Genomic DNA, 21995 nt, shown 5'->3' with positions numbered 1-21995 from the left:
CCAACGTTAGTATCAACACACCTCGTTTGGTTCTCATTTCGTCGGCCAGTTGTGTGTATTTGCATATTTCGATGGACTATATTCTCCACTTTGAACCATGCTTTGTGTAATTCCTTGTAGGGGCGGTGAGTTCTGGTATAGCCGGACAATAGACCAAGCCGCCCTCGGAGTTGATCGCCCCGCTAAACATGTAAACATTCCGCAATCCGCTCAGACCAAAAACGTAATTAATCGTCGATGGGATGTTAGTTGCAACATAGGCGACGTCTGCATCGTTAACATGACCACTCTCTCCCAAGTAGCTCGGGGGGTTGTTGCCAGGATGGGTATGCCCTGTCCCAGCAGCGGGCCACATCCTCCCTTCGCCATCTACTAGCGCCCCATCACTCCATCCATACCCCGCATACAGGCCATCTGGATCGGAGCGTCCAGCTGTGTTCTTATAGTCTGGCGTCATCAGGACCGGTGTTACCTTGTTGGAATTCTTCCGTATTTCTTTGGCCACCCTCAGAAGCACCATGAATTCCTCTTTTCCAAGGATAGAGAAAGCCCGCTTGTATGCATCTCGTTCATTTTCGTAATATATACTCCCGTCCTTGCGATAGAAGATCTTCCCTAACCCCTTGTCCGGATGTGTTGGTCCTACATAAGTCTGACCTTTCTTCAACTTCGAGCGGTCCGTCGAAGTAACCAGCGGAGAGAATTGCATATTTCCAGATTCATCTTTGTACCAATCAGCCCCATCCGGGTCAGACTGCGAGATGGGATTGCCCCCCACATAGTTGAAGGATCCAAAACTTGGATACTTATCGGCCAGAGGGTCAACGCAGAGCCACCTTCCAATCCTCGCGTCATAGTACCTCGTCCCAAAGTAGTCGTATCCACTTTCGGAATCCCGTTCCTTCGATGTGTATTTGTACCGCGCATCCGCAGTTGACTGGAAGCATCGCCCCTCCATTTGCTGGCCAAATGGGTAGTAATCATCGAAACCGACTGTGGTGCACGATGCATCAACGGTCAACTTGACCGTCCCAAGATGGTCTTTCAGGAAGTAGTACCGCGCGAACGTTGTCCCAGACCGCTTCACCTGCCCAAGATTGTCTCGCCCGAGAATACTGTGGGTGGCTCCACTTGCATCGCTCTTCACCACGGCTTCCGTCTGGCCTCCCGGGCCATTCACATAGTAGTCTGTCGATCCTATGTCTTTCCGAATCCTCTTGCCTCCGGCATCGTAGTAGTACTTCATCTCTTGAGCTGTCGAAGCCTTCCAAACAGATACGGGCAGATTTCGGATGTCATTCACAACAAACGCGACGTCGCGCTGGAGGTCTTTCTGCAGACTGCCGTTCGCGTCGTAGGCATAGTTATCGGTCACCTGACTGTCTATGTCGCTCGCGAACGTCCCCGCTGTCACCGTTTCCAAAATATGGCGAAGTCGATTCGTTCCGGTAGCGTAGGCGTAGGTCAGGTTGTCCATTAGGGCACCTGTGTTTCCATAGCGCTGCACCCCCGTGATGTTTCCATTCCCGTCGTATTGATAACCGTTCTCATCGTAGAAGGTGGTGCCATACCACCCCCAGACACCGTTCCCAGTGTTCTGCGAAAAGAACCCAAAGTTCGAACCGAGGATCCGGCCTGCTTTGTCGTAGCTGTACGTGTTGCCAACCCGCGATGTCCGCCTGTATGGGCTGCCTGGTTCGATCGAATCTTCGGCCATATTGTATACCTGCCAACTTACGTTTCCGTTCCAGTGCTGAGTCGCATTCTGAGCAGACCCAATTCGATCCTGGTTCTGATACCCAAGGAGCATGCCGAACTTGTCCTTGTTGCTCACACCGCTTCCCCCCGGCCCATCGCGGCCGGGGTCCTGCGCCGTGTCAAGGTCCAGCTCATTGATCTGGGTGAGCCAGTCCCTTGTATTGTAACGATAGTCAACGCCTTGAACTGATGCAAGCTGGGCGCGCTTGACCGTACCCCCAGCGTAGTATGTGTATGCTGCCTCCTGTGTTTTCGATGTCCCGTCCGCATTCGGCCCAGTTGAGACCTTAACGAGCCTCCCCATCTGATCATATTCATAGAAAGTGTACAGATTGTAGCTTGCCGAAACGCCGTCAAGGAAGGATTTCTTTGTAACCCTTCCCTGCACATCGTAGTCAAATTTCTGAGTCCAGACCCTGCCGGCAGAATTAGTCTGCACGGTCCATTCAACAAGCCCAAATGGATTGTAGGAATATGAGGTTGTGAGTTCCAGCACGCCCAGCCGGTAGGACCGCGCCATGGATAGGCGTCCTTTGAAGTTCCTCTGTGCCGCGGCGTTAGAATCGACACTCTCGACGTCATATCGCATCAACGAGGAAACCAGGCAGTTTGATGATGGAAAAGCTCCGTTGTTGGCATTGGCCTGGGTGAAATTCGCCGAGGCTGAGCTAGATTCGTATTCGCCCGATTCCGTAAGGCGCCCGAAGGCGTCATATTTGTAGTACACAAACTCATATCCGGTCTGACATGCGATCGTGTAGCCGAAGGACCCGTACGCCGGCCCCGAGGCCTGCACTTCATACGTGTAGGTCCCCTTGGGGAGAATGATGTTCCCTGACGCCCCGCTCCAGTGGTTTGTCTCGACGGTCTTGATAGTCGCTCCGTTCGCCTTTATCCTCAGGGTGAGCTTCTCAACATCATCAATATCGATCACCCTTGCATCAAGCGTGACCTTGCCGGGCATCGTCAAGGTGAATTGATTCGACATGAGAGTGGGTACGGAAACGCTGTTGGAATTGAGATAGACGCTGTTCGCTCCCGTCCCAGTATGCGCCGCGTCTTTGACCAAGCGGAGATTGCCGTTTGGATCATAGAGGTACTGCGTCGTACCGGCATCCGGAGAGGTTTTGGACCGGAGACGCTTCAGCGGATCGTAGGCGTACGTTGTTACGTCTCCACGCGGGGTCACTGAAGCGATCCTGTTGCCGAGCACGTCAAACTGCATCGTGGTACGGAGATTTAGCCCGGACGGATCAACTATGGACCCGACCGCGTTGCCGAACTTGTCGGTGAAGCTCCAGGTAACTGTTGCGTCCTCATCAACCCCGGATGTCCTGTAAAGCGTATTCTGAGCGTACCCAGTCAGATCGGTACTAGCATTCGAGCCAAACGTCGTTTGCCTCTCATGCCCGCCGTCCATCCTCCAGTCGGAGCCTGGGGAGGAACGCTTCCACACTCGGGACGTGGGATCAGGATTGTACTTGCTTTCGGAGTACGGGTACCCGCTGGTATGTGAATCCCCGTTGTCCATGGCATTGTAGTACGCATCTGAGTTACTTGCATAACTTCCATCGAACCGATGACGGGAGGTCCCGGAGTAGTCTTTTTCGAATGGTTTGTACACCCTATAGGGTCGTCCAGCATCATCATACAGTGTCCCTGACTCCACAACAGAATTGAGCTTGAGCTGACGCTGGGCCTGGAAGCTCACGCCCCAACCCGTCGAAGAAGGCAACCGATCTATCAGCCAATCCAGCGTAGAAATTGGCAAGGTAATAGTAGTCCGTATTCGTGTATGAGATCGCGAAGGTCAGCCAAGGGGCTGGATAGCCGGAGGTTCGGTAGACGTAACCGGTCTTGTTTATCCTTCCTGATCCCTTGGGATAGACAAATGCATACGCGTCCCCTCCCTCCGTCTTCTCCAGCTCGATCGTGTACCAATGATCAGGTGGTGCCGGGAGATCAAACGTCATCGGGGAGTTCCAGCTTGAACCAAAGTAGGTCTGCATCTGGAATCGGTCCGTTGAAGGATTGTACTGCACGCAGAACCTGTAACCATCACTTTCATAGGCAAGAACATGGGGCAGCCCACCCGTTGCGCTGGTCGGGTAGAAATCGACACGCGCAATAGTGTGGGCGGACGTCAGCCAGCGCAAGATGTAGTTCCAACCGCCATTCGTCCCAAGCTGAGCCGTCGTCTCGCCAGCATACGGGATGTTGAAGACGATATCGATAGAGCTATCATGAATGGACTGATAGCTTCCCCGCGACCAGCCGTATCTGTTGGCAAAATCCGAGACAGATACAGAATCCGGAGGGGCGAGATTCTCAACAGCATTTGGCCTCCCGCTCTCATAGGCATCGCCGATCGAACGGCTATACGTGTAGCGTACTTCATTAGTGAGCAGATTCCTCCCTTCAGCCCGCAGATATAGTTTGGATCTCCGGTTGGCTGGATCGTAGACCATACTCTGCAAGACACCACTCTCATCCGAAGCACCCGTTTGGAGGCGTGATGAACGGTCATACACCTGAAGGCTCGCCAGCGAACCGATAGGAGAGAACCGGATATTGTCAAAACTAGCCACAGTACCAAAGGTGCCCAGTCCGAGATACCCGGCTGGACGGTCCACCTGTGCGGCGTTGAGCTCTACCACTTTCCTCCCATCGATGTAGAACCGCGCAACCGTTCCCTCGATCTCTCCGCGCAGGTGATACCACCGGTTCTCATCAAAGGTGAACGACTGGTTCTGATACACATTGCTGCCCGGAGCCATTGCGTGGATCCGAACCACGTTTTCGGTCTTGCGGCACTCAAAGCGGAGGTACGATGTCTGATCCACGACTTTGGCAATCATGGCATATCGATAGCTCCCAGAATTATCGAAACGAATATCAGCCTCCACGACCCCGTCGTCAATTTGGACAGCCGTGTTTCTGGTGGGAGTTGCCCACGATCCCGTCTGAGTGCTATCGGTCTGCCGATACGTCCCGTTTTGAATCACCCAATTTCCATAAGAAGAACTCCAGCCGGTTGTTACGCTGTCGTCAAACACAGCGGCGAACGAAGAACTCGCGGCGGCGTTCCGGAATCTGCCGATCGGGAGAGTACTGTCATAACCATAGACCGTGGCGGTATGGATTCCATTTGCATCAGTGATCTGTCTCGGATTGCCATGCGCATCATAGCTCGCGATCGTTGAGACTCTCAACGCCTCCGCACTTTCTTCAGGATCATCAGGTGCTGATTGATCGTTCGCCGACCCATCACCACGCCAGGCCCACTCTTCGCGAGGCCTCCAAACGCCATCTCCGTCCCCCCAGAGGGTCCACTTCTTTGCCTCTACATCACTTGCCCCGGCCCAAACGGTGGTTGAATACACCTGAGAGTACATGTGTTTGCCGGTGCCCATGAAGGAATATGAGGCGCGCTCATACGCATATCGGGTCTCGACGACACGCTGGATTCCGGCACTATTGGTGTCCACCACCATCGAGACGAGGCCGTTGGTTTCATTGTATGTGGTCGATGAGGCGCTCGGCACTTCGTCACGAATAGTCCGTGACCACACCGAGCGGGAATAACTCCCCGCAGTGTCTAGTGCTACTTGAATTACGAGGTCGCACTTGATTCTCGCAACTTGCAGTGTTCCAGTGAGGAGTTCAATCCCGACATATAAGTGAGAGGGGTCTGATATGGTCGCAGCTGGGTGCGTAACGTAGTAGGGGCCAAAGCCGCTGTTTGCCGGCGCATTTGCCGTTACGTCAGTCACATACTGGAGACCGGCACCAGTATCTTCAAAGAGAAGAATTGCAAACGCGGAAGCTTCATTTGGCTGCGCCGGGCGGGCATCGACACGAATCTGAATGTCGGTGCCTGGTACGAGGGCCCCATCTGGTGCCGCCAATTGAACAATTGCCATGTCCACCGGATTCAACGATTCAATATAGTCCGCTTCATTCAGAGTGGCCCCTTCATCGATCGCTGCCCAGAGTTCTGCGAAATACGGATTGTACCAACCTCCCTTATCAAAGTCCGCAATTGGGTTCACGCTCGCGTTTGCTGTCGTCGATCCCGGAAACCACACTTTGTAGTCCGTAGCCGTTTCGTTTACGGTATTGCCATTGTTGTCAATCGCCCGCGTCAGATACGTCTGCCCGTCAAGATATCTATAGTGTGGATTGGGACGGAATTCATCCACTAACCCAGGCCCCTGATCATTGTATGTGAAGCTTTCAGTCCGTCCGTTACCTCCTGGCAGATGTTCCGTCCGCTTGTTGAACCGTACGGAGTTGATGTCCTCATCGTATGACCCATTGGCGAATTCAAAAGTGCTAGTAATTCCGTTCGAGAATCCATCCGAATACATCTTGGTACTCACGCGATATGAGTAACCGCCCAAAACGTTTTCAGAATAGACTTCCCTGAAGAAGTCGCCGTAGGATCTCTTCCAGACCAGGAGTTGGGCATCCCCGTTCTGCCTCAGATTGGGATCAACGATGCACACCGTGAAGTTCGCACCGGGTTGCAGGAATGGTTTGATGCCGGTGGGTGGACTGTTCGTATTCAGTTGAAGTCTGGTCAATTGTTGATCATCCCAGACCTCATTCCGAAAGACAAGCGTGTGGAGTTCGAGGGCGTTCAAACGCTCATGAATCTCGATGAATACTGTCGATCCACTTACCACTGGGATGCACGTGTCATCCGGATAGCTTGTGCGGGGTCTAGCTGAATATTGCGCAACGAGACTCCCTTGCTGCCACTGCCCATCGCGGTTACGTATGACACCAACCTTCCAATACGTATCTTCGCGCCACGTTATCACAAAGAAATCCGGTCCAAGCACGAACTTCGCATGCCTGTCGACCACGGCGCCATTCAAGAGACTCGTAAGCGATACGGTCTCCCAGCCATTGGAAATCGGATTGGATACGTGGACGCGCGGGGTTCACCATTGACTCCATTGCCCACAATGAGAAAATAGTTTGCACCGGGCACAAATGAAGAGCCAAACGTATTGTTCGTCGCGTCATAGAACTGCTCATAACCCCAGGCCGAACCTCCCCATTTCCAGATCTTCGTATTGTTCGCGTCCGCCTTCTCTAGGTAGTATTCGGGTCCTCCAGCGAACATAGTCCCGGATATTTGGCTGGCTATCCAGTTGCCGGTACTTGGACTATACCTGTAGATGTTAGGATTCGTGTCCCCGAACACGAAACTTCTTCCTGAGGTACGAAGCCGGTTGGAACCCGCACCATTGAAACCAATTGACCTCCGCCCGAGGAACCTTATGTTCCAATTCTGGTCATTTGAAAACGTCGCAACCTTGACGTCTCCATCGGCTGGATTCCCCGAGCAATTCGTCGCATACACAAAGAAGTCGGAGGCGAGAGACACAATCTGCGCACTGGCTACTAGCGACCCCTGTTCAAGCAGTTGCAGTCGCCAGCCTTCTCCATCCCTCTTTGCCACCGACAGTTTGTTGTCAGAGTGTTTACACACAACATAGTCATTGCATACCCAATAAGAAGAGATCCCGCCTGTTGTCACGCCTGCAAATGGGAACGCCGCATCGACCTCATACACGTTGTTCGGTGACCACCGGTAGGCGGTCATGGCGCCTGATTTCCATACCACAAAGAAGTCCGACCCACTCATTGACCAAAAATCCGGATCGGCCGCAAGTGCTCCGGTTGGCGACGAAGTCCAATAATCGCCTGGGTCACCCACCTGAGGCGATCTCTCGGTGATGATGAAGTCATTCTGATACCTGTACGTAATCTCACCTCCCTCGGGCAAGAGAATCCGTATCATTGCGCCGGGATTTGTCTCCGTTTGAGCACTGAGTTCTTCCCTCACACCCGCATAATCAAAGAGCGTACTCTTCAACGCCGTCAGCGTGTTGTCGAGTTCGCTGACCCGCCGGAGGAACAGTTTCTTATTTTGCTGGGAGGACCGAGAAAGAACGTTGATCGAATCGAACTGGAAGTCGTACCCCGAAACAACCTGGCTGCGAGCGTCTCTCACCACGATGCGCTGCAGAGACCGGCTGTCGGATTTGAATTGGCCAATCCCAACAACCGGGGGTTCAATCCACAGCAATGGTGTGGGGTAGAGCTCGAACTGAATCGTGCTCTTTTGCCGGTCTGCGATCTCTTTCGGGTAGGACTCCAAAGTGAATTGAAGATTACTACCGCTCAACGTGGATTTGAATTGTTGGTATTTGATCGTGGTGTGATCACCGTTAACGTCTTGAATGTCGGAGAGATCCCACTGGTATGGAATCAGACTCGTGGTCCCGTTTGCAGGAAGAGTGGTTTGGACCAGGCCCCCGCACCCCACAAAGCATCTTGTTGCGCTTGTCGGCAGGTCGTCAAGGCTGAATGTTCCATTGTCGATATTGTAGTTCCCGTAGCGACAAATAGTCCCATCTTCAAGAATGACCGTCCAACCGACCACAGTCCCGTCCACTACCTCCCTTGTAATCTTCCAATGTCGGTACTCCCGCAAGGTGAAGGCATTCAGGCTGTCGACGATCAATTCCGACGAGACGTCGCTGCCAACGAAGAAGTACTTGTCATCAGACGAATCCGCGGTGTTGCTGATATCTGCCTGGATGCTGCCCAAATCAAGCTTCCACCCCAACCCCAGCCATCCTGAGGGACTGAACTTGTTCTCAGCCGGGAGCAACTTATGGAGGTTGCTGTTGTAGCGGAGCGTTACATCCACGCCGCCCTTGCTCGCCAGCGGGATCGAGAACGCCACATCGCCCGTGAACTGGCTCTCGCCGCTAAAGTCCTTCGTGCCGAGATCAGCCTTTTCTCGCTTCTTCGCAGTTGAGCTTTTTGCATCTGCCCATGCGTCAGCCGTTGTGAATGTTAGCAACAGGGCTGAGACGAAGACAAGAAGCATGTGCCTGGAACCCATGGGAACTCTCCTTCAATGGGATACTGGGAGTGTGGACGGAATATTGTGGTTCGTCTATTTGTCAGCTGCGCGGTGTGCGAAACCTCGCCTCTACGGGATCCCATTTGATCTTAGGCGAATGCGTATCCCACCAGCGCTGCCAGTATGGCCGTTGACCAGTTACCACTTCTCGGCGAAGGTCTCTCACCGCGGCTGTTATTGGGATGAGCCCACCTTTCACGGTCCATTCTCGAAAGCCCATGTGTGCAAGTTCGCCCACCGGCTTTCCGTAGTCTGAAGCAACTATCGTGTCGGCTGACATGCTGAGGAAGAGAAAGAGTAGCTGTTTCTCGGGCTGGATGCCCCCTACGCTTGCCTTCTCTTGAAATCCTGTCGCAATGCTGCCAAAGCAGTTCGCCCGCACAGCGGCATCCTGATGGTTCTGCGCCGCGTCGTACACAACGGCGAAAGCTTCAGCCGAACCGATGCGCTCAAGAGACCTGAGGATGATTCTCTCTGCGCCCATCGGAGTAAAGTCCCTTCGAGGGGAGGTTGGCGCGATGCTACTTCTCGACTTGTTTTGAGCCCCTTGGTCGCCAAGCAGGCTTCGGAGAAGGGCTACCGAGGAAGCATCATGTTTTGAAAGTGCATCAATCAGCTTCTGCCCATCGACGGCTCCGGCCGATGCCGAATCCAGAAGGGCGAGCGCGCTCGATCGAGCCAGCTCACCGGTTACCCCTTGTGCATTGAGAGGGTACCGGCATGCGATCACGAGCAGGGACCCTATTGCCATGAAAAGTATTGACGTACGCATTTTCTGTCTCCTGATTTCCAAGTCACGTGGTTGGATGCGCCATTGTTCAGCGACTCCGGAAGTCACTTCGGGATGGCGAATCTTCCATCTCCTTCTGCCCATGTGAGGCCAGTAGCGATGCGCTTCCACGCGTAATCGCGATATTCCTTGAGCGACATCACTTGTTTCTGCTTACCGACGGTCACCGTCCTGACGTGTTCATCCAGGGGGCCAAGTTCGATGCCCGTCCATGTGGCGAGTGCGTGCCTGGCCAGATCTCCCACCTTCATCTGGCTGCTCGCTGCTTGAGCCGTGTCGTCAAGGCATGTCATCAGGACATGGATAACTTCCGGATCCGCCTTCACCTTCCCTGCGCACACTTGATCATGCATCGAGTTTCCGAGTGTCACAATGGCGCCTCCCCTCACGTTTGGATTGGCGTGGGTAGAGGCCGCACCGAGGAGAACCTGAAAGCTCTTCTCTGTCCCGATTGCATCTAGGTATCCAACCACATACCCGATTCCCCGGTCTGTCTGCACAGCGATCCTACTTGACGTTGTGTCAGTCGCTGGCCCCGCAAGCGGTCCCGAGGCGACCAGGGAATTTGTCATGAGCAGTTCCCTAAGAAGGGGAACAACCGCATCACCCCGGCTGGCGACAGCCTGTCGCACGGCCATGGGATCGTAGTACCCAGCTCGCGTGAGGGAGAGAATATTCAAGAGTTGGGCCGTGGTGACGCTCTTAGGCAACTCAAAGACTCCGGCCTTCGTCTCGCTTTGACGTGGCGGGGCGAGTTTGAGATTGGGAGGCGTCTCCTGGCCGGTGGCAAGGTCCACGGCGAGCACGATCAGCCCGATTATCATGGCGCGCATCATTGTCGCATCTCCGGAATGTTCAAAAAGGAAATTGAATCTTATCGCTACGTTCTGGATGCCGATGTTCATGTCTCTCTCATCACTTCTTCAAGCGAACTCTCACCGGAGCCGGTCTGGAGCAGCGCCACCTCTCTCAGAGTTCTGAATCCCTGCTCTCGTGCCTTCGAAACAATCGCACTTGAGGTGGCGCCGGCGGCCACCAGATCGGCGATGGCGCCTTCCATCGGCAGGATCTCATACACAGCCTTCCTCCCGCGATACCCCGTGCCTCCGCACTCAGGACAGCCGCGGCCTCGCCACTGGCGGGAAGGCATGGATGGCTCCAACTTGGGTTCAAGATCAGGTCGCGCGCAATCGACCTCCCGGCAGGCTGCGCACAGGCGCCTCAGGAGTCGCTGCGCCAGCACCATCTTGAGGGAAGCGGCAAGAAGAAATGGCTCGATGCCCATGTCCTTGAGACGCGTGATTGCCGATGGAGCGTCATTAGTATGAAGCGTTGAGAGGACAAGATGACCTGTTAAGGCTGCCCGGGTGGCAATCTCGGCCGTCTCGCCGTCCCGAATCTCCCCACCATCACTACGTTGGGGTCCTGACGGAGGATCGAGCGGAGAGCTGCGGCAAACGTGAGTCCAATGTCGGACCGGACGTGCGTCTGGTTAATGCCGGGCAGATTGTACTCGATCGGGTCTTCGATCGTGGTGATGTTCACCCCGGGGTGATTGAGGTAGCTCAGCGCGGCGTAGAGCGTGGTTGTCTTCCCGCTTCCTGTGGGGCCGGTCACGAGGATCATGCCATGCGGGAGCTTGAGCGCCTTCTTGAACGAGGCGAGATCAGCATCTTCAAAACCGAGCCGGGCCAAATCAAGCTGGAGGCGGGACTTGTCGAGGATGCGAAGCACCACCTTCTCGCCGAAATCCGTGGGGAGCGTCGAGACGCGGATATCGATCGTCCTCCCCTCCTCGCGGACCCGTAAGCGCCCATCCTGAGGGCGTCTCTTCTCGGCGATGTCCAGGTCGGCCATGATCTTTAGACGAGAGATAAGCGTGCGGCCTTGAGCAACCCCTGGCTGGGAGACTTCTCTCAGGACTCCATCAAGCCGGTAACGGATGCGGACGAAGGTCTCGTACGGTTCAACGTGTATGTCACTTGCTCCCATCCTTACGGCATCTGCGATAAGCGCGCTTGCAAGAGATACGGCCGAACCTTCGGAGTGGACTGAGGCAGCAGAAGACGCTGATTGTTTATTGCCCGAGTGCTGATTGGATATCTGGGCCCCACCAGGGTATGCGCTGGCGATCGCGCTGTCCAGCTCTGCCCTCGGCATGGGCGAGCACCTGACCTTGCGCCCGGTGACGAACTCAAGATCCCGGAGGGCACTCTCCTCCATTCCTTCCGGCACGGCGCACACAAGGGTACCGTCCTCCACGGAAAGAGGAAGGGCAGGGATCTTCAATGCCAGTGCTTTCGGGACTAGCGAGAACACGGCCTGAGGGGGCTCTATGATATCAATGTCAGCCATTGGTCGAAAGGAATTGGCTGAACCTCCTTCCAGATCATGAGAACGAGCGATGCGCCGGAGAGGAATGATCCAAAGGGAATCGCATCCTGTCCGGCAATGTGAAGAATGCCTGAGCCGACAACGGGGACTGGGGCCATATGCTGAAACCGCCTTGCCACGACAAAGAGCAGGGCGCCAACGGCGGCAGTCCAGAGAGCTGCCAGGAACAGAGCTGGGCCCGTGTGAAATGCGATGAACCCCGCGAGCTTTACATCTCCGAGTCCCAGCGCTTGTCGGCTTACGAAGATGCTTGCAGCTTTCCCCACCAGGTACAGACCAACAAGCACGCCTCCTGATGCTAGAAGCCGACTTCCAAGCTCAGCAGGCACAAGCATTCCTACCGCAACGACCGAAGCGAAGCTGCCTGCGATGAGGATCGTGTTGGGGATCAGAAAGAACTCAAGGTCGGTCCAAATGAGGGGTATGAGAGTACACGCAAAGACGGCGGTGAGCAACGCACCCGCATCCCAACTCGTCGTGAGCGACAGGATCACAAAGTACCCGGCAGTTATGATCTCGATGATCGAGTATCGCAGCGGGACATTCGCCCCGCATGAGCGGCAGCGCCAGCGTGATAGCGCCGGCCCGAGAATCGGGATGAGATCATACCACTTGAGGATGGACGCACACGAAGGACAGAATGAACGCCCGCCTGTGAGGGATATCCCCCTCGGGATCCTGTAGGCACACGAGCCGAGAAAGCTCCCCAGGGCGAGGCCCAGTATTCCGGCTATGGTGGCAACGAGGAGCATCGCTAGTCAGGTACCTTCTCGCTGATCATCCCCGTTTGGTCAACGACCCAGGCGTTGAACGTGCCGTCATTGTCGAAATCGACAACCGACGTAGCCCGCGCCTGGAAGCCTCGCTCATCGGCGCTCAGGATTTCGATCTGATAGCGCGCCTGGCCTCCTTGGGAGACGAGCTTCTCCTGCTCAAAACCAATCTCCGCGAGCTGGAGAGCGTAACGATCTCGCTCATACTTGTAGGCCTGCTCCAGCGTGTGTACCTGCTTGAGCATGAGCTTCGCTTCGGTGGTCTTCGCCTTCGTCACGATCGGGAGGAGTTTTGGAAGAGCCAGGAGGACGAGCACGCCGATGATGACGAGAACGATCATCAGTTCGGTGAGGGAGAATCCCCCCTCCTTTGCGGCACGCCTGTCTGTTAAAAGGCGTGGGAGAATGGGCTTATCCGTGAGACGAGATAATGCGAACAATGTCTTCGATCCTTTCTTTGTTCACCGAATATGCTATCCTCTCACCCATAAGAGGGTGTGCAACGACAAGCCCTCGCGACACCAAGTCATTCAGAATCACTTCAAGTCTTGCCAGACCTGCCCGTATTCTCTCTCGCGAGAACCACCACGCCAGGATTCCCTCCGCCTCATCTCGCGCGTCGGGATGCTCAAGCATGTACTGCAAAATCTCGACGGCAAGATCATCTTGTAGGGGTGAATCCATAAATCCGTTCTCGTGTGGGACATTCGGACGTGTTTGGGCTGGCACGTGTGCTTGTACGAATTGGTGAGAGCAACTTGTATGCCACGGTCATGATACCAGGAATACTAGGGAAAATGGCGAGTAGTGGTCTGGAGTGGTATTGCGTGCCACTCACTCCGAAAACACCAACAAATTCGGCGACCCGAAAATGACAAAGTGGTACGGCGTACCACAAATCGCATTTCCCGCGGCCAGAAGATCGGCGAAGTCTCTGCGTTGAATATCAAAGTTGCTTTAACAGCGGGATTTGCGGGACGCTTTCTAGGGAAATGGGCAGGTTGGCATGGTAGTTGGTTATGTCTCCCTTGAGACACGACCATCTTGTTGAGTTCGCTCAGTCTCGAACTCAACCTCGAAACGCAAACGCAGGAACTAATGAACACCCGAGGAAGGCAATACGAAATACACCATGTGGCAGTCGTTTTGATCGCAACACTCTACGGCGGATATCTGAGATTGGCTCATCTGGGGGTTCTCCCCTTGTGGTGCGATGAGGCAATCTTCGCCACACGCATATACGACGGCACGGTTTTCCAGGAATTCCTGCCCATGGTGGTTTCGCATATCCTTGGCGTCGGTAGCGAATTCACAGCCCGGCTCCCCTTTGCCATCGCCGGAATCTTGACGATCCCGGCAGTGTACTGGAGCAAGCCGTCGAAGTGGGGGGCCTACGCGAGTGTGATTGTGGCGGTGTGCCCGCTGTTCGTGTTCTATTCCAGAATGTGCCGGCCCTATGCCATGGCTGCGCTGTTCATCGTTATCGCGTGGAGGTGCCGGTGGTGGTATTGGGCCGTTCTGCTGACAACGCCGATCGCGTTGGCTGGGATAGATATCACAAAGATGCGACGCGACTGGTTGATGTACGCCGGATTGGGGGTTTGTGCTGTGACAATCCTACTTGTGCGGCCCGATCTGGGGAGAAAAGACTTCTTCACTCTGGATATGTTCCTGGGGAATCCGCGGTTGTGGTATGTGCCCCTGATAGCCCTGCTCATGTACGTCGTACATTACGCGGGCCCGGCACTCGACAGAAGATCATGGGTGTATGGATTGCTGTTCCAGGGTATTTGCTTCCTTACAGCGTTCCCCATGTCAGCGGAGGCGAAGCAAATCAAGGATTTCGGTGTTGGCCCGCCGCTAAAGACGTGGTACAGTCATGTCATCTACTATAACAACTGGCGCGGCAAGCCCGAAGTCGACCTCGCGACCAACTTCATTGAGATTACGCGATATTACACAGGGCATGGGGCCGTTCTTCTCCGTCCGGCCTATGCGGCTCAGATTGACAGTGTATTGCTGACCAAGGACACGGTGCGTGTTGGTGTGGACTCGTACGCATTGCACATGAGCAAATGGTTCTTTCCCCAGGCATTTGTGGAACAAAACGCGGCGTACTTGTTCAATGGAGGGGTTATGGTCCTGGAGCTCAGCAGACCGGGAAATGGCCTTGAGGAGTGGCGAATAATCTCTCCGGATTTCCGGTCAAGCAGGGCGAGATGAGAACGAACGCGGTGAATTGAGCAGAACCTCCATTCCAACCATGATCGCCGCGATTCATGGTGAGAAGTGTAGAGAACTCAATGATGGACCGGTCTTCAAAGGGTACGGCGCAGGAAGGACTCAGAACTTGCTGGAATTCTACATCGCGATGCTGCGCCGGTAGGTATTGATTTCGATCCCATGTTCACGGATTAGCCGGTAGATACTGCTACGATCGAGGCACGCAGTTTCTGCTACACGTGCCATATTCCCATTGTACATCGCGAGCAACTCCCGGATGTACCTGCCCACGAATTGTCGGGTGCTGTCTGCGACAGCCTGATCAAGCGGGAGAAGCAACAGTTCATCTCGCTGGCCAGGGAATTCCAGATCTTCGGCGCAGATCTCATCCCCCTCGACCATGGTCGCAGCCGATTGTATCGTCGACGCGAGTTCCCGAACATTTCCAGGCCATTGGTACGCGAGCAAGGCCTTCCGTGCGCCTTCTGATAGCAGCTTGCGAGTCCCTCCTCCTTCAAGTATGGACTTTTCCAGGAAATGATCCGCAAGCAAGAGGATGTCACCACGGCGCTCGCGCAAAGGGGGCACTTCTATTCGAGCCCATGCCATCCTGTAGTACAGATCGTGCCTGAACGTCCCTGCCTCCACAAGGCTCAGGAGATCGACATTACAGGCACAGACAATCCGAACATCAGCCCTCCGCCTGGCCCCTCCTCCCAGTGGACGGTATTCTTGTGTGTCAAGTATTCGAAGGAGCTCGACTTGAAGTGCAGGTGAGAGCGATTGGACCTCATCAAGGAAGAGAGTTCCCCCGGCAGCACGATCAATAATACCCGGGCGAAATCCTCCCGCTCCCGTAAAGGCACCTGCGTAGTGACCGAACAACTCGTTCCCGACGAGAGCCTCTGGGCACGCGGAGGGTTGAAAATCTTCGAACGGCTTTCTGGAGCGCTTGCTCAGGTAGTGTATGGCCCGTGCAAACAGTTCTTTGCCTGTTCCCGATTCGCCTTGGATGAGAACCGGCTTATCCTTGTCAGCGAATTTCTCAGCACGATGCAGAGCCATGTAGACTGCCGGATCGTCACCGACAATTCCCATCCTCATGAGCAGGCCAGAAATGTGTTCACGCCCGTCCGAGGCGGGACCGCATTCACGATTCGACATAATCATGCTCCCCTGAGCAAAGATCAGCGAGCGGCGATGAGACTCATATCCGCCGATTCGATAAGAAGCTTTACAGTTGAGAACGAATGCAGGCGGGAACGTCAAGCTTCTGTGTATTGCTTGTCACCCCCTTCCCCCCCATCACCAATCCTGGGAGGGGCGGTGATGGTCCACGCACTGCGCTCCGAGAAGAGTTCACAGTTGCGTGACTTGAAAGTACAAGGCACCAACACAAGAGTCAAGAACTTTCTCGTGGTGGTGTCTCATCAGCGATGCTCTACGCATCATGAGGATAGGAACAATGTTCAATGGCACTGGCTCGCGAAGATGGTGCGCGGAATTGCCCAGCGGGCTGCGCGGGGGATCACAAGCGAAATGGTGAATCTCATCAAGGAAGCAGTGGTCAGGGTTCACGTGGCAAAAGTGGATGGTCCAGTCAACATTGAGTCTATTCAGGACATTTTGGCATCCCCCTTTGACAAATACAGATCGGCACGGGAGACATCCCGCTGCTACTCGCTCTTCATGAGAAAGAGTCAGCGTTCACGGCAATCGTAGGGGAAAGAAAAGTGGGATTCGGAGTGAGTGGTATGGCGTGCCACTCGCATACATTACCGGAGGCAAAGAGGGACTACGACTCAAGGCAAGATCACATGGTAATCTTTCGATGATGAGGCCATCACCGGTTCCACCTCACCAGAGATTTCCGGTGAGCGAACAAGTATCCCAGTCTTGCGGTGAACCTGCATATCTGTATTCTGATCGAAAGGCTCTGCCTCTCATTGGAGCTCGTTAATTCCACTCTTCGTGGGATTTCGAGAGATTGTCAGTCTTATCACCGCGATCCTCTGCCCTGAAATAAGCGCTTCTCGCCCTTCACCTCAGCGTGTTGCATCACCAATTGGCGGTGCCGATGTTTGTGCCAAACCTCCGATCTACTGCTCTTTGGCAATACCCGTCCGTCATGTTTCTGTCTTTTTTGGGGGGCGAGGGGGGAGTCGGTTGGTCAAGCCCGTGCTTGAATGAGGCACGAGTCGCCTCAAGCCATTTACCGTGCAAAGCGCCCCAGCTGTCTGAAGTTTGCGATTGATTTCCCTAAAGCCAGCAATGAGTCAGATTTCAAGGAAGAAAGAAGATCACGAATTACATTCATTTCGCTGTTTTGGGGGTCAATGGGCCGCCCCCGCCATCAGCCACCCTCTCTTCGGATCGATCGTATCCTGGTGAAAGACTTCAGGCTGGGATACCCTTTCGGTTCGAATTGGTGAGCCATTGTTTCACCTGCCCTATGAATTGCCAAACATCATCATCCGTCGGCTTCAGGTAACTTCCGCTCTCAGGGTCTTCACCCATTTTCTCGAACATACTAATCAACCAGGCTGGACCGTGACCGCTTGCTCCTAATTGCTTTAACCACGATTCAAGCTCCCCAAGCCGTACAACAAAAAGTCCGTACTCCCCCAATCTTTCCATTAGGTTCTTGGCCGCTTCCATATCCTCGGCCGAGAGCAGGTGAAGTCCGCCTTCGCGTTTCATGTCCTTCTTGGTTCGTTCAAAGCGTTGTTTAACCGCGGACCGAGCAGTGGACAGGGAATTGCGTTCAATCTCTGGCAGATACGCACTCTCTAAAAAGGAGGCCCAGACTGAGCCGCCTTCCTTGAGTACATCAATGTCAACAATGCCCGCGGCAGGGATGCCAAGATCTCGAAGGGGACGGATAATCGTCTGGATTGTCTGCTTGTTCTGGGCGTTTATGAAGAGGCAATTGGGGATTCCGAGCTCGGGCTTGAAACGCTGAAGTCGCTCATTTACCTCTTGGTAAAAGGCCCTGTCCGCATCTGCTTCGGTGACAACCACGAACTCGTAAAACAATCCGCTGAGGACGCCTGTTGACCTCAGCAAGGGGTTCCTCATCAGGCGAAGAATCTCGTGATTGGGGAGTACTCTGGCCGTCGCGATACCGTTACGATACGTGAGGCGCACAATATTCACGGGTGCACCGGATTGTATGCACCCCATTACGAAGCTTGGGCTGTGGGTAGACACGAAAAGGCGTTTCTCCGATCCAAGGCTGGCTCTTGCAATCTCGTCACCCAATTTGAATGCCAAGGACGGGTGCAAGAACGCCTCCGGTTCATCAATAAGCAGGATCGCAGGATCCCCTGCGATAGTCTCAGTTATCATGCCAGTGAACGCTTTCACGCCATCACTTGCATTCTCAATTGGCGAGGAAGCAGAATGAAACTGAACAGCTTCATCGTGAATCCCACGTTCTTCCATGTGGGAAGCGGGAGCACGGGAAGACAGACGAAGGCGCAGCTGACCAAGATTGGTGGGATCGATCGCGAGATATGTATTGAATGCTTCGTGAATGATTCGCCGCACCTCCAGCCGCCGCGCGTCGTCAGCAAATAGGACCTGGAAGCTCGTGTGCGGAGGTTGCTGGAGATCTCCCGCCGCCTGTTGCTTGATGAGACCAATGCGATTCTGGCCATTGAGGATGAGCGTGGTGAACTGCAAATAGCACTGGCAGAAGAGAGCGGTCTGAGCGTTTGTGTTCTTGAACGACTCGACTAAATCCCCTCCGGATAACCTGTCGCCTTTCACCGCGCTTTCCGAGAATCAATGACCTAGCGGAACGGATTCCGTCGCATGAGGCTTCAACGTCATACGGTCGATCTTTTCGATCGCTATAGCCTCTGTCAAGGACTCGAATTCAATCTCATCAACTATTACATCGGTGGAGTTCTTTTGGCCGGTAGTGCAAAAATGATGAATCTCAGAGAGAACTTTGCTCTTCCCCGAATTGTTTGGTCCGACAAAAACAGTGACGGGCGTCGTTGAGATTTGCACAGGTGCGGAACCGGGACCACTCCCGAATTTAAAGCGCAAGCTCTTGATCATCTAGGGCGCTTCGCGACCTCCCATGTTAGATGAAACCTATTCGTCGCGGCTCACCTGCGCCGCGAACGACTGCTGAATTGAAAATGTCAACCAACACTTTGATTGACTAAGGTCAATACCCCGACCCCCAGGCACGGCGTCAGTGCAGCCGCTGGTTAGGCGCGCCGATCGCGAGTGCGGAGCCTCGATTAATCTCCCTTTGCAGATTACCCGTCCCTCAGCAAACCGAGGTCGGTGATACAGCAAAGCCCGTCGCCAATCCCGGCCACCCGGCCTACTCTGCCGCCTGATACAGCTTTGACGTTGACAGCGACGTGTCGGATCAACTCTTTCCATCGACGACGCCGAGGCGACGATCCCGCTTGCCCGGATTCACCGAGTCGCCACGGAACAACTACTGAGATCCTGCAACAGCACGTTGCCATCCAGCTTGAACGCGAGGGCAGCAATAGCGCGTCTCCACACCAACCGAACCCTAGGAGAACCTCTCTCGCCCATCAACCCAGAACCGATGCGCTCGACCTTGCCCGATGGAGACTTTCCGAATGATGCGCGTGCAATGCATGCACGCGCGCCTAACTAACATTTGCTGCAACATACCCTCTAATGATGACACTATATTCGCACATAGCAATCGCCATTCAGCATCAAGGACAGCACTCGCGAAGCACTTCGCCCGTCTTCATTCTGCTACGCGGCGCACTCAGCCTTCGCCACCCACTGCGTCGAAGCTGCCCCCCCCAAAACGACGAAAGCCTCCCATGATCGAGAGGCTTCTTCTGGCAATCCCCCGAGGCCTATTCGAATGTAAGGCTCAAATTCGGGATTGTCAACGCAACACTTCCAACGGTAAACACAACGGTAAACACAACGGTAAACACAACGGTAAAGTTAAAAAGGGATGAAGTCGAGCGAGGAGGTTCTGAAGACGCTCCTGAGGGTCCACGGGAGGAAGAACGACAAGGTGGCCTGATGAGCCTGCCGAACTTGTATTTGGGATTGATGAATGCGATTGCATTGTGGTGATTCACGGGGCAAGGATCAAACAACACTTCGCGCTCGCAGTGGGACCTTGAGCAGATGACCCACCACCAAGATAGATTCCCCTTGACAACATCCGACCGCCGCTCATATATTGCATCAGTCGACAAGGTCTGCGCTCGCGTTTATACAGCGCTATGTTCTACTTGGTTGGTGGGTGTCCAGGTGGTTGCTCAAGTGGTTGCTCAGGGCTTCGAAATTGTGACTGAGCGTGGTAGTCAGGTGGCGAAAACAGTACAGATTTGAGGATGTTGAGACGGGAAGAGCCGTATCCGCCTGCCTGTCACGCAGGAGGTCGCGGGTTCGAGTCCCGTCCGCTCGCATGATCGCTTCGCGGGGATTGAATTTTCAGTGATCCATGGATCATGGATAATTTAGCGCCCGGAAACTTCCGGGCGCTATTATTTTCTGTATCTCTCCCCTCGCCGCTACTCATAAGCAGCAACTTGGCTGTGTCCACATACATCGTGCTTCCAGCAGCGTCAGTCACATCAAGGTGAAGAAAATACTTGCCACTCGATTCCCCGGCGACATTCCAGTTGACGCTATAATCGCCCGCAATGAAATGAGCATCTGCGAGCTTAGCGACCTCTCGCCCCATGACATCAGTCACGGTCAGCTTCACATGGGCGTCTGCAGGCAGAGCAAGGTGATCGTGCCCGCACCGCCGACATGGTGAACGACGAACTGGGCGAAGCTGGCATCGCATGCCATGAAGGGTCCCGTGACGTGAGAGGGAGTGGTGGATGATGGCCGGAGAAACTCCGGGCACCATCGAAGGCACGCACCAATATCAACGGAGAGGGAGACGAAAGCAATTGTGCACCATCATTGCGTACAACGCACACCAAATGACTGCTCGATGAAATTCGGCGGCAGATTGGTGTTCGTGGTGTGCATCCAGGTCTGCAGCTTCACCGTGTTCACGGTCCCGGGCATACCCCCCAGACAATCCGCCACCTTGAAGGTGAGCGTGATGACGTCATCCCCGGGATTTGCAAGCACTGTCGTGATCCCGTTCGCATTGATCGGCGTCCCATTCTGCACTGCGACAAAGGCGTTCCCCGGTACAAGTTTGAGATACACTTTTCGGTTCGTATTCCCGACCGATAAACCGGTCGTGATCGAGCGTCCACCGATGGTGACCGTGCCAACACCGTCCGATGGGGCCGGGAAAGAAGATTCAGGCGGACCGTTGCGATGCTGTTCTTATCGAAGGTGCTTCCATTAGGAAAAGTGATAGACCTAACATAGTTCCTCACGTTGGCGCTCTTCATCCGGATGCGCTGCTTCAGGCCGTTTAGGAGAGGGACGTTTACGTTCCCTGCTGTCCTGAAACTCAGATCGACCGTTACGTCCTGGACAAACCCCGAAAGGAAGACCTTGAACTGCAAGGTATGTTCAGACGAACTGAGCACCCTCACGCTGGAGACAAGGACATCGCCGCCCACCGTGATACAATTGACCAGATTGTCCTTCACGATCTTCCCGTCCGCCGGATCGATGGCGTTCTGCAGACCTGTCCCCGTCAGCGTTACAATGATCTCCTTGAAGGGATCGGCCGGTGCCGGCACCGCAACATTCGTGACCGTCGGTGACTCAGGAACGGTGATCGTGAACGAAGCTTCACCAAAGATCCCGCCACTCAAGCGTATCGTCTTGACACCCGGCGTCGCCCCATTGGTCGTGATCTTCAGGGTGACCTCGCCGCGTCCGGCGAACGGCTGTGAGGTGTGTTGCGCTCCGTTGAACTTGTCAACGATAGTAACGAACACGCCGGGAGACGTGGACGTTGCACTCCCGATGGTCTCGATCCAATCTCCATAGACGGAGACCGTGGAGACCAGACTGGTACTGAAGTTCTGCGGATACACCGTCTGCCGTGACGTTCCCAGGATCTTGCCGGCGATGGTTGGCGTTGTTATCACTGCAAGAAGCAGAGCTGCGCCAATGATCGTGCGTGTGGTGCTCATGGTAGGACCTCCGTATGGATGTGATG

At 54.5% G+C, this 21995-nt stretch carries 13 protein-coding genes, 1 tRNA gene and 1 pseudogene; 2 read left to right on the top strand and 13 right to left on the bottom strand.

Annotated elements, in window-relative coordinates:
• Positions 1-76 precede the first annotated feature (76 nt).
• The 9 genes from IPI01_00285 to IPI01_00245 all read right to left on the bottom strand — a co-directional run bounded on the left by IPI01_00285 (position 77) and on the right by IPI01_00245 (position 13005).
• Complete coding sequence (locus IPI01_00285) at positions 77-3469, bottom strand: hypothetical protein (protein MBK7256270.1); 3393 nt, start codon at positions 3467-3469, stop codon at positions 77-79.
• A complete protein-coding gene (locus IPI01_00280; GenBank protein ID MBK7256269.1) occupies positions 3405-6404 on the bottom strand; it encodes a hypothetical protein in 3000 nt (999 codons plus the stop codon). Before IPI01_00280 ends, IPI01_00285 begins: the two co-directional genes overlap by 65 nt.
• A 233-nt stretch (positions 6405-6637) precedes the next feature.
• Positions 6638-8686 (bottom strand): hypothetical protein, encoded by a 2049-nt coding sequence (locus tag IPI01_00275; GenBank protein ID MBK7256268.1) that lies wholly within the window; start codon positions 8684-8686, stop codon positions 6638-6640.
• Between the two features lie 61 nt (positions 8687-8747).
• Entirely contained in the window at positions 8748-9479 is a 732-nt protein-coding gene (locus IPI01_00270; GenBank protein MBK7256267.1) for a hypothetical protein, read from the bottom strand.
• A 62-nt stretch (positions 9480-9541) separates the two neighbouring features.
• Positions 9542-10402, bottom strand: coding sequence for a hypothetical protein (locus IPI01_00265; protein ID MBK7256266.1), 861 nt, complete (start codon positions 10400-10402; stop codon positions 9542-9544).
• A complete protein-coding gene (gene tadA / locus IPI01_00260) occupies positions 10399-10896 on the bottom strand; it encodes a Flp pilus assembly complex ATPase component TadA (protein ID MBK7256265.1) in 498 nt (165 codons plus the stop codon). The genes IPI01_00265 and tadA overlap by 4 nt, the downstream gene beginning before the upstream one ends.
• Positions 10851-11852 (bottom strand): type II/IV secretion system protein, encoded by a 1002-nt coding sequence (locus IPI01_00255; GenBank protein ID MBK7256264.1) that lies wholly within the window; start codon positions 11850-11852, stop codon positions 10851-10853. The genes tadA and IPI01_00255 overlap by 46 nt, the downstream gene beginning before the upstream one ends.
• Positions 11831-12643: a prepilin peptidase gene (locus IPI01_00250; GenBank protein MBK7256263.1), complete on the bottom strand. Its 813-nt coding sequence runs from the start codon at positions 12641-12643 to the stop codon at positions 11831-11833. Before IPI01_00250 ends, IPI01_00255 begins: the two co-directional genes overlap by 22 nt.
• A gap of 2 nt (positions 12644-12645) precedes the next feature.
• Complete coding sequence (locus IPI01_00245) at positions 12646-13005, bottom strand: general secretion pathway protein GspG (protein MBK7256262.1); 360 nt, start codon at positions 13003-13005, stop codon at positions 12646-12648.
• Between the two features lie 805 nt (positions 13006-13810).
• Between IPI01_00245 and IPI01_00240 the strand changes: the two genes are divergently transcribed.
• A complete protein-coding gene (locus tag IPI01_00240) occupies positions 13811-14887 on the top strand; it encodes a hypothetical protein (GenBank protein ID MBK7256261.1) in 1077 nt (358 codons plus the stop codon).
• A 138-nt stretch (positions 14888-15025) separates the two neighbouring features.
• On the opposite strand, the gene IPI01_00235 is transcribed toward IPI01_00240, so the two are convergent.
• The gene (locus tag IPI01_00235) at positions 15026-16051 is read right to left on the bottom strand and encodes a sigma-54-dependent Fis family transcriptional regulator (protein MBK7256260.1); all 1026 of its coding nucleotides are present in this window, start codon (positions 16049-16051) and stop codon (positions 15026-15028) included.
• Between the two features lie 1233 nt (positions 16052-17284).
• Positions 17285-18955: pseudogene (locus tag IPI01_00230) on the bottom strand (ATP-binding protein).
• A gap of 1247 nt (positions 18956-20202) precedes the next feature.
• Between IPI01_00230 and IPI01_00225 the strand changes: the two are divergent.
• Positions 20203-20318, top strand: a tRNA-Asp gene (locus IPI01_00225).
• On the opposite strand, the gene IPI01_00220 is transcribed toward IPI01_00225, so the two are convergent.
• Positions 20280-20621, bottom strand: a complete 342-nt coding sequence (locus IPI01_00220) for a hypothetical protein (protein ID MBK7256259.1) — start codon at positions 20619-20621, stop codon at positions 20280-20282. The two genes, IPI01_00225 and IPI01_00220, sit on opposite strands and share 39 nt — an antisense overlap.
• A gap of 298 nt (positions 20622-20919) precedes the next feature.
• Positions 20920-21969, bottom strand: coding sequence for a hypothetical protein (locus tag IPI01_00215; GenBank protein MBK7256258.1), 1050 nt, complete (start codon positions 21967-21969; stop codon positions 20920-20922).
• Between the last annotated feature and the right edge of the window lie 26 nt (positions 21970-21995).

The organism is Ignavibacteriota bacterium (assembly GCA_016707525.1).
Classification (GTDB): domain Bacteria; phylum Bacteroidota; class Ignavibacteria; order UBA10030; family UBA6906; genus JAGDMK01.
This window is presented reverse-complemented; position numbering and strand designations above follow the sequence as displayed.